Origin of the sequence: Thermogutta sp., assembly GCF_014359955.1 — a bacterium.
In the GTDB taxonomy this organism is placed as follows: domain Bacteria; phylum Planctomycetota; class Planctomycetia; order Pirellulales; family Thermoguttaceae; genus Thermogutta.
Window position 1 is genome coordinate 1 of record NZ_JACIYL010000075.1, and the last position, 10114, is coordinate 10114.

Annotated in this window: 5 protein-coding genes and 1 pseudogene; 3 read left to right on the forward strand and 3 right to left on the reverse strand. The window is 55.1% G+C overall.

What is annotated here, in order from left to right; genetic code table 11:
- The first annotated feature begins 204 nt into the window (after positions 1–204).
- The 3 genes from H5U08_RS04010 (at position 205) to H5U08_RS04020 (ending at position 4777) form a co-directional block, all read left to right on the forward strand.
- Positions 205–1251: a ThuA domain-containing protein gene (locus H5U08_RS04010; RefSeq protein WP_297030435.1), complete on the forward strand. Its 1047-nt coding sequence runs from the start codon at positions 205–207 to the stop codon at positions 1249–1251.
- 378 nt (positions 1252–1629) lie between these two features.
- Complete coding sequence (locus tag H5U08_RS04015) at positions 1630–2763, forward strand: Gfo/Idh/MocA family oxidoreductase (protein WP_297030443.1); 1134 nt, start codon at positions 1630–1632, stop codon at positions 2761–2763.
- A gap of 76 nt (positions 2764–2839) precedes the next feature.
- Complete coding sequence (locus H5U08_RS04020; protein WP_297030437.1) at positions 2840–4777, forward strand: HEAT repeat domain-containing protein; 1938 nt, start codon at positions 2840–2842, stop codon at positions 4775–4777.
- A gap of 106 nt (positions 4778–4883) precedes the next feature.
- On the opposite strand, the gene H5U08_RS04025 is transcribed toward H5U08_RS04020, so the two are convergent.
- From H5U08_RS04025 to H5U08_RS04035, 3 genes and pseudogenes are all read right to left on the reverse strand, one after another.
- Positions 4884–8207 carry an error-prone DNA polymerase gene (locus H5U08_RS04025; protein ID WP_297030441.1) on the reverse strand — a complete coding sequence of 1108 codons (3324 nt, stop codon included), beginning with the start codon at positions 8205–8207 and terminating at the stop codon, positions 4884–4886.
- Between the two features lie 25 nt (positions 8208–8232).
- A complete protein-coding gene (locus H5U08_RS04030; RefSeq protein WP_297030442.1) occupies positions 8233–9651 on the reverse strand; it encodes a hypothetical protein in 1419 nt (472 codons plus the stop codon).
- Positions 9563–10114: pseudogene (locus H5U08_RS04035) on the reverse strand (hypothetical protein); the annotation flags it as partial. The pseudogene H5U08_RS04035 and the gene H5U08_RS04030, both read right to left, overlap by 89 nt.

Consider the following 10114-nt stretch of genomic DNA (forward strand, 5'->3'; position numbering starts at 1 on the left):
CGGAAAGAAAAGCGGCTGTGGATCTGACCGATCCGGCGACCGTGGAATTTCTCGAGAATTACATTCCGTTGATTCAACAGGGGAGAGGCCGCGAGGTACTCCACCTTCCTTGAAACCGCGTAAAACCAACCACCGCAGTTATCTCGTGTAAAACCCGAGCAAATTCTTCTTTAATAACTTCACGAGAACTGGGAGACGCCACCGATGAGACGCTTGACTGACCTGCGTTTGCTTGCAGCTATCGTTTCCACACTATGGCTTGGTGGGAATTTCCTGGCTTTCTCGGCGGACAAATCGGATCAGCAGCCATGGGTTGTGTATGAGGGCAAGACTGGACCTGGCACGGGTAAGCACATTGTGCTCATCTCAGGCGATGAAGAATACCGGTCCGAAGAAGCCCTGCCGATGCTCGGAAAAATCCTCGCCAAGCATCACGGTTTCACGTGCACGGTGCTCTTTGCGATCGATCCTGCAGCGGGAGAAATCGCCCCCAACGTGCAGGATAATATTCCCGGATTGGAGGCGCTGAAAGAAGCAGACTTGATGATTATTTTTACCCGGTTCCGTAACCTCCCCGATGAACAGATGAAGTATATTGTGGACTATCTTGAACAGGGAAAGCCTGTTATTGGAATTCGGACGGCCACCCATGCCTTCGATATTCCTCGGAATAGGATGTATGCGCGGTTTAGCTGGAACTCCGGGGAGCCCGGTTGGGAGGGCGGGTTCGGCCGGGTTGTCTTGGGCGAGACGTGGATCGCTCACCATGGAGCACACAATAAAGAAAGCACACGCGGCGTGATCGCTCCCAACGCGCAGAACGATCCCATCGTAAGGGGCTGCCAGGACATCTGGGGGCCAAGTGACGTCTATCGGGTGCGGCTGCCACTGCCAGGTGATTCTCGGCCTTTAGTGCTTGGGCAAGTGCTGGCGGGAATGAATCCTTCCGATCCGCCGGTGACCGGTCCCAAGAACGATCCGATGATGCCCGTGGCTTGGGTGAGAACGTATGAAATCACGCCCGGTAAAAAAGGACGGGTATTCACGACGACAATGGGCGCTGCCGTAGACTTTAAGAGCGAAGGACTCCGTCGCCTGGTGGTCAACGCAGCCTACTGGTGTGTCGGGCTGGAGGATCGCATTCCAGAAAAGGCCAACGTCGATTTTGTGGGACCGTATGAGCCGAATTACTTCGGTTACAATGATTACAAAAAAGGGCTCCGTCCGGCGGACTTCGCGTGGAAGGACTGAAACACCCGACAGAGTGATCAATTTACGTCGAGGATCGTGTTGCGCGGGCGCGAAGCAGCTCAAATCAGCCGGGGGGCGACACTCTATTAGACAATATTTCACACGCAAAGTCGGCGTTAAGGAAACGCCGTGATAGTCGCCGTTGGCTTGAAATGTGAGAAAGTATTACCGGAAAACAACCGAACTCCGGAATGTGGTTGAGTACTGTAAAAAAGGGAGATGCCAGCGATGAGTAAATCTAAACACACATCACAACTAAATCGGCGTGAGTTTTTATCAAGAAGCGCCGTGCTTGTGGGAAGCGTGGGAGTTCCTTTGCTCGTGTCCGGCCGGGCGCTTGGGCTTAACGGCAGCGTCGCAGCGAGTGAAAGGATCGTGATGGGTGGGATCGGCATCGGACCGCGGGGAAGGACCGATCTGTCATGCTTTTTAAGAAACCCCGATGTGCACTTCGTAGCTGTGGCCGATCCACAGAGCGAGCGAAGACGGATCGTCAAAGAGATGGTTGATAAGCATTATCAAAACAACGATTGCCAGACTTATCATTATCTGTTTGACGTACTCAATAGAGACGATATTGACGCCGTCCTGATCGCGACAGGTGACCGATGGCATACGATGGCCTCTATATTGGCGGCCAAGGCCGGTAAAGATATTTACTGTGAAAAACCCTGTTCGATGACCATCGCCGAAAGTCGGGCCCTGGCGGACACGATCCGCCGGTATGGCCGGATTTACCAGGCCGGCACCCAGCGGCGGAATATCGGCAATTTTATCTTTGCAATTAACCTCGTACACAGCGGCAAGCTGGGAAAACTTCACACGGTTCATGCCAACACCCTGGATCCCCGGACCACGCGGGATTGGTTGCCGGCCGAGCCGGAGCCGCCGAAAGATGTCTGCGATTGGGACCTCTGGCTGGGCCCGTGTCCGTGGCGACCCTTCAACCAGCGCTATGTTAATGGAGGGTGGCGCGGCTTCTTCGATTTCCACGGGGGCGGTATTCTTGAATGGGGATCACACACGGTTGATCTCTGTCAGTGGGCGAACCAGGCCGACGACACAGCCCCCATTGAATACGAGCCACAGGGAAATCATGTCCATGCCACCTACGCCAACGGGGTCAAGCTAATCATGCGTGATACCGGGTGGCTGGGCCTGGGCACGTGCAGTGTTCGCTTTGAGGGGGACGAAGGCTGGGTGGAAACGGGCGACAGTGGCCAGGTCGCTGTCTTTCCGGAATCCTTGCGCTCTGAAATGCCCGTTTTCACGATGGCGGGAACAGATCCTTCAACGCATATTCGCGATTTTCTGGATTGTGTGAAAAGCCGCAAGCAGCCGGCTTCCAACGCCAGTGTCGTGGCGCAGTCGCACATTGCCTGTCACGCCGCGTACATCGCGTGGCAACTGGGGCGCAAGGTGCGGTTCGATCCCGTCAAGGAAGAGTTCATCGGCGATGAGGAAGCCAATCGGCTCCGCTCCAGGGCACTGCGAGAACCCTGGCATATTTGAGGAACTTTCGGTGGACTACGACTTCGGCAAAAATCGGCATTGATTTTTGATTTTTTAACAAACAGGGAGTGAAACAATGCGTGCCACAACTGTATTGCATTTCGGGTTGGGGCTGCTTCTGGTGTGCGCCGCCGGTCTGCTTGAAGCCCAAGATTTGGCGACCACGCAGGACGTCTCTCAGTTGGTCGCGGCCTTGAAAAACCCCGCAGCAACAGATCACGACAAAGCGGTAGCGTGCGAGCGATTGGCGGTTCTCGGAGGCGAGGATGCCGTGCCCGTTCTGAAGGAAATGCTCCTCGATCCCAAGTTTTCCCACTACGCACGGTATGCGCTGGAACCGATTCCCTCGCCCGCAGTGGATGAGGCTCTTCGAGAGGCCCTTGCGAAGGCCGAGGGAGGCGTGCGCCTGGGGATTCTTAACTCGATCGGCAATCGCCGGGATAAGGGCGCCACGTCGCTGATCGCTCCTCTTTTGGAGAATTCCGACCTGGCTGTTGTGGACGCCGCTGCGTCCGCGCTGGGGCGCATCGCCACACCCGAGACAGCAGAAATTCTCTCAAAGGCGCTCAAGGACGATCGGCCGCCAGCACGGAGTGCCGTGGCAGATGCGCTTCTGACATGTGCGGAGCGTTTGAACGCGGCTGGTCAGCGGGATCTCGCCTTGAGGCTCTGGGATACGGTGCGATCCGCGGACGTGCCGGGAGCGATTCGCGTGGCCGCACTGCAGGCAGCGATCATCGCTCGTGGCGCCGACGGTATTGACCTCTGGAAGGAGCAGGTCTTTTCTGACAATGAAAAGTTTTTCCAACTGGCAATGCAGGTGGCGCGAAAATTGCCCGTCAATTCTGTTTTGCCTGTTCTCACCGAGGCAGTGACCAAACTGCCCGAGACACGTGCCGCAGTCGCCCTCGAAGTGGCGGCGGACATCGGCTCGAAACAGGCACTGCCGACGGTTCGGCAATTTGCCCAGCAAGGGCCGCGCGCAGTGCGGCAGGCGGCTCTCCGTTCACTTGCCAAGATCGGTGATGCCTCTGACGTCGCGATACTTTTGGCGGCAAGTGTTGACACCGACGAGCAGATAGCGGCGGAAGCTCGGGAGGCCCTGGAGATTTTACCGGGGAAGGAAGTCAATCAGTCTCTGGTGCAGGCAGCGAGCGGTGCAGCCAAGGACAAATTGCTCGTCATTTTGAATGCATTGGGCCAGCGGCGAGCGTCCGAAGGTTTGAAGACCATTCGCGAGGCGATGCGAAGCGACGATAGTGAAGTACGCGCGGCTGCAGTGGCTGCGCTAGGGAAAGTAGCTCGAGACGATGACATTGTGACCCTCGTTAAAGAGTTGGTGCAAACCGAGTCGGAAAGTGAACGGGCTGTGCTGATGGAGGCCCTGCGAACGGCTTGTCAACGGGCTGGAGATCGGGAAAAGGTGGCGGCACTCATCGCTGCCCAGTTGCAATCGGCTCCCGCTTCGGCTCGGGCCAACCTGCTTGAACTCCTCGGCGTTTTAGGGGGAAAAACGGCATTGGCTACCGTGGCGGAAGCTGCCAAAAGTTCCGATGCCGATTTGCAGGATGCTGCGACGGCCGTCCTGGGAAATTGGCTCTCCGCGGACGTTGCTCCGGTCATCTGGTCGCTGATCGAGAGCAATGCGGCTCCCCGTTATCGGGTTCGGCTGATTCGGGCCTATATTCGCGTGGCGCGTCAGTTCCGGGTTCCCGACCAGGAACGCCTGGAAATGTGTCGGAAGGCGCTTTCCGTGGCGGAACGTCCTGACGAACGTCGTCTGGTTCTGGATGTTCTAAGACGGAATCCATCTCCGGAATCCCTCGCCCTGGCAGCGGAGTTGGTGGCACAATCGGACATCCAAGAGGCAGCCGGTGATGCGGTGGTTACCATTGCCGAAAAACTGAATCGGAATGTGCCGGGTTTGAAGGAGGCTCTGCAAACCGTGCTGCAACACTGTCGCAATGCCCAGATTCGTGCCCGGGCGGAAGCACTCATGAAGCGTTTTCCGTGAGTGACTCCGCATTGCTGAGCGGCGAATTGTGTTAAACGAAGAATAGCCCATTCCGAATAAGGAATGGGCTTTTTTTCAAGCGAATAATGCCGAAATTAAAAAGACATCAGCAGAAGTCGCGAGATTGTCCTTCTAATCCTGCAAGTTTGCTGGAAAGATCTTCCAGGCGTATGACGACGACGTGAATGACCCCGCTTTGCTTTTGAAGCCGTCCTACCGCGAGAATGAGCGGTGCGTTGAGGGCAACGAGTCGCCACCGTTGCCACACATCAGGGCGGATGATCAGGTTGATCATCCCTGTTTCGTCTTCCAGGGTCATAAACGTGATTCCTCGAGCGGTGGAGGGTCTCTGACGCACGAGAACCATTCCTGCCACCCGTACAGGATAACCATCAGGAATATCCTGCAATTTGATGGCTGGAGTAACACGAAGACGGTCAAGCTCCGATCTGAGTAACCGTAAAGGATGTGCCTTTAAAGACAGGCCAAGCATGGAATAATCAGCCACCACTTCCTCAGCCATTGACATTTGAGGCAGAAGAGACTTCTCGAAAGACTGGTCTTTTATATTCGGGTGGGAGGATTGCTCCGGTGGGTAATGAGCAGAACACGTCTCAGCGGTGGAGGTAAAAAGGGAAGGCGCGTCGGGAGCCGTCTTCATAGCCAGCCAGAGGGCCTCGCGGCGCGTCAGGCCCAGGGAAGCGAAAGCATCTGCGTGGGCGAGGCGAACCACAGCAGACCTGCTGAGTTTGGTTCTTTGTACAAAGTCACTGAGACTTGTGAAGGGACCGTGCACTCGGGCCGCGATAATTTTTTCGGCATCTGCTTGTCGCATACCCTGGACCATGCGAAATCCCAGACGAATGGCTTTTACGGGAAAGAACGTTGATTCGGGACAGGGTGGAGAATTGTTTGTATTGCTTTCCAAATGGGGGTTTGGAGAAGCATGCCACGGACATGGAGTTTCCCCGGCTATTTCCTTTGACAACGGCCGTGGATTCCCTTCCTTTGTTTGAGAAGAATCAGATGAAAGAATGGTTCCGGTTAGCAATTTGGTCGGTGCATCCGCATTTTCCAGGTCACTATCCCAGAAACTGAAATTGACATCCACCGGCCGGACCTCGACGCCGTGTCGCTGGGCGTCTTCGATGAGTTGGGCCGGAGCATAAAATCCCATCGGTTGGCTGTTGAGAAGTCCCACCGTAAAGGCCGCCTGGTAGTGATATTTGAGCCATGCAGAAACATAGACCAGCAGGGCAAAGCTGGCTGCATGTGATTCTGGAAAGCCGTAGTCCCCAAAACCACGAATTTGCTGGAATATCGCTTCGGCATATTCCGGACTGAAGCCATTGGAAAGCATGCCATCGATGAGTTTGCGGCGAAACGCATCGATGAGTCCCGGCCTCCGCCATGCTCCCATGGCCCGGCGCAACTGGTCGGCCTCACCCGGAGTAAAACCGGCAGCCACCATGGCAAGTCGCATGGCCTGTTCCTGGAAAAGGGGCACACCCAAGGTCTTGCCCAGCACCTCACGAATGGCCTCATTGGGATATGTGATCGGTTCCTCACCGGCACGGCGGCGTAAATAGGGGTGAACCATATTCCCCTGAATGGGCCCAGGACGCACAATGGCCACCTCTATGACAAGGTCGTAAAAGCAGCGAGGTTGAAGTCGGGGCAGCATACTCATTTGGGCGCGACTTTCAATTTGAAAGACGCCCATCGTATCGGCACGGCGAATCATTTGATAAACCCCTTCATCTCCTTCGGGAACCGAGGCGAGAGTGATTTCGCGACCATAGTGCTTTTTGATTGTCTGAAATGTTTTACGAATAGCAGTCAGCATTCCCAGACATAGACAATCAACTTTGAGAATGCCCAGCTCATCAAGGTCGTCTTTATTCCACTGAATGACCGTTCGGTCGGGCATGGCCGCGTTTTCAAGCGGAACAAGTTCACACAGCGGCCCGTGCGTGATGACCATCCCGCCGGTATGTTGGGAGAGATGTCGGGGAAATCCGACGAGCGTGGTGGCCCATTCCACAAGATGTTGGGTGGCAAGAGACTGGGTGTCAAATCCCGCTTCGCGGCAGCGTTCAAGGAGATCGGGCTCCTCGTGGAACCGCTCGATTGTGCTGGCAAGGCGGTCCACTTCTTCCAGCGAAAAGCCGAGAGCCTTGCCCACATCCCTGACCGCAGAGCGAGGACGGTAGGTGATGACTTCGGCTGTCATCCCGGCACGTTCCCGTCCATATTTGTTGTAAATATACTGAATAATTTCCTCCCGTCGTTCGTGCTCAAAATCCACATCGATGTCGGGAGCTTCGTTGCGTTCCCGGCTGACAAAACGTTCAAATAGAAGATCCATGCGGTCAGGATCCACGGCAGTAATGCCCAGGCAGAAACACACGGCGGAATTGGCGGCGGATCCCCGGCCCTGACAGAGAATTCCCCGACTCCGAGCAAAACGGACAAGATCCCACACGGTGAGAAAATACGCTTCGTAGTGGAGATCTCCGATAAGGCGAAGTTCATGTTCTAGAATCGAACGAACTTTTTCGGGAATTCCCTGAGGATAGCGTTGGCGGGCTCCCTCCCACGTAAGATGGCGAAGATACTCCAGCGGTGTGTATCCAGGGGGAACTAATTCCTCGGGATATTCATACCGAAGTTCATCAAGTGAAAAGCGGCACTGCCCGGCAATTTCCGCGGCTCGTTCGCAGGCGTCCGGCGCGCGGTGCCACAACGCCCGCATTTCCTCGGGCGATTTCAGGTATTTCTGGGCATTGGCAAACCGCTGTTCCCCCAGTTCACTGACCCTCATTCCCATACGAATAGCAGTAAGGATGTCATACAAGGGAGCACGGGAAGGATGGTGATAAAAAACATTCCCGTCGGCTACGAGTGGTAGACGGGATCGCTGCGACAGGCTTTGCAGCCACTCCAGACGCCGGCGGTCGTTCGGGCCGAGGGATAGTTCTCCCAAAAGATATCCTCGTTTTGAGAAGACCTTTGCATACTGTTGAAGATGAAAAAGAAGGGGCTGCCCATTGGCCGCCTTTGGAATCACCCCCGCCAGAAGACCATCACTGTGCTCGACAATATCCTGAAAGGTGAGGCTGTACTGCCCCTTTTCAGCCTGGCGCCGGCCCTTTGTGATGAGGCGACAAAGCCGTCCATAGGAACGGCGATCGGTGGCCCATAGAACAACCGGCAAACTATCCTGTGGATGAATCTCGGCACCCACGATGAGTTTCAGTCCCAGCTCTTTTGCCGTGATATGGGCGCGAACAACTCCCGCCACGCTGGCTTCATCGGTGATAGCCAATCCTTTCAGCCCCAGCTCCGCGGCCTGCCGGAAAAGTTCATCCGGATGGGAAGCCCCCTGAAGGAAAGAAAAATTCGTTTTGACATGAACATGGTAATCCATAGACACTCCCCATTTGTAATGAATATCAGAATATTCCATGGAGGTACCATTGCCCAGTGTAGAGGCACCGATAAATCCAGTAATGCTCTCCGGCGGCTGTTTCAACGCGATAATAGTCGCGCAGAATTGTGTCACCACGCCACCATCCGGTTTCAATTCGCTCGGGTCCCCAGAAACGCACGATTTCTTTATATGCGCCGCGATAAAAGAACCGATAGGGGTGCCCTGAAGGAATTCCCATGACCACCTCAATGAGGACAGGCTTGTTCAAAAGCCGCCAGGGACGCGCTCCCGAAAGAATGGCGAAGGATAAAAAAGTACTCTTCTGCTTTCGCCGCCGATCAAAGCAACTCCTCCACCGGGTCACATGTTCGGGTGCGTGATCCGGCTCCAGGATCGCCTCGGAAACGCGTTCCTTCCCCAGCCGAGCAGCCAATCGCTCGAGAAGTTCGGCCCATTCCCGGGATGAGGAGGTAGCCGAGCGATGAAAGAGAGTCGATTGACCCCATTCGAGGGAGGCAGTACACGTGACCGCCATCGAGATTTGCGTGACAGGCCCTGGTAAACGTAACTGCTCTTTGTGTAATTGAAAAAGACCATACAGTTTTTCGGCATTGACTGTAGGATGGATGAGAGTGATCGTGATGGATAAAGGTTTTGCATCGTCACAAAAGAACGTTATGACCAACTCCAAGGCCCCCTGCCCTTTTTTGAGAAGATCGTTTCTTAATATGTGCAAAAGTGCCGATATATGTCCGTCGATAACGTCGGCCGATGTTGTGGGATATTCAAGGCAGACACTGTATTCAAATTTGGGTAAGGGGTGATATGGAGGAAGAATTTCCTCGCGTTCTCCCAGGAGTTGCTGAATGCGGAGGCCAAAGTCTTTTCCGAAACGTTCTTCCCATTCAGAAAGGGGGAGGCGGAGAACGTCTCCAATCGTATGACATCCGAGTTCATGACAGGTGGCATGCCATTCCTCCTTGCCCCGAAGGGCTTCCACGGGAAGAGAATGCAGCCAGCATCGCATTTTTCCCGGGGGAATAATCCATCCCCGAGATAGATGGCGATTTGTTTCAAGGGAGGCGAAATGGGTAAAGGCCCAGCCAGCCGACGCGGTTTCGGTGATCGCGATCACAACCGGATGAAATCCCTGCCGATAACATTCCGCTAGTAGGTGGATGACGAATGACTTTTCATCGTTAATGAGGTGAGGCACATGAGTAAGATCGAGGAATAATGTGTCAGACGGAGAATGCGAATCGAAATAAATATGCGGAGTATATCGAGTACAGAACTCCGCAAGAAGCGACAAAAGGGATTCCCGATTGTTCTCATCTGTGCTGTAAGAGGGATTATGCCCGGAGGGATGCTGCTTTGAGGGATGGGTTTGCGGAGAGGGATGAGGTTCCAAAAGTCTGAGACAGAGGATCCGCCGGATCATCGATCAGCACCTCCCCTGCAACGTTTTCCCATTGACCGCGAGCCCGAAGCACAGTCACCTTGACACGCCGACGCTGGGAAGTGTCCTCAGCACAGGCTGCCGGCTGAGGTTGCACGAGAAAGCGTGCCTGGGCCCAGGAAATCTCGTTGATAGCCGGGAACGGGCGAACGAAAATTCCCACGGTGGAGCCCTGCTCAGCGGCGAGTTGAAAGCGACGAGCGGTTCTGGTGTCCAGGCGGTCGATGCACGCCCAAAGGGCTCCTGTGGCAGAGCAGCGAAGAGCCTGGGTGATGGCCCAGCAGGCATCCTTTGGAGAAGCGGGGTGCAGAAAGATTGTTCGTGGAAGATCGATCCCCAGATATACCAGGCCTGGGGGATAGATTTCCTGAGTTGGGTCCACAATGACGAGATGGCCCTTCCGGTGAACCGCGATAGACCAGGCCATTCGCAAGGAAAGGCATTC

Excerpts from the sequence above, each read along its gene's own strand:
- H5U08_RS04020 (WP_297030437.1), top strand. The coding sequence starts at position 2,840 with ATGCGTGCCACAACTGTATTGCATTTCGGGTTGGGGCTGCTTCTGGTG.
- H5U08_RS04030 (WP_297030442.1), bottom strand. The coding sequence starts at position 9,651 with ATGATCCGGCGGATCCTCTGTCTCAGACTTTTGGAACCTCATCCCTCT.
- H5U08_RS04010 (WP_297030435.1), top strand. The coding sequence starts at position 205 with ATGAGACGCTTGACTGACCTGCGTTTGCTTGCAGCTATCGTTTCCACA.
- H5U08_RS04015 (WP_297030443.1), top strand. The coding sequence starts at position 1,630 with ATGGGTGGGATCGGCATCGGACCGCGGGGAAGGACCGATCTGTCATGC.
- H5U08_RS04025 (WP_297030441.1), bottom strand. The coding sequence starts at position 8,207 with ATGGATTACCATGTTCATGTCAAAACGAATTTTTCTTTCCTTCAGGGG.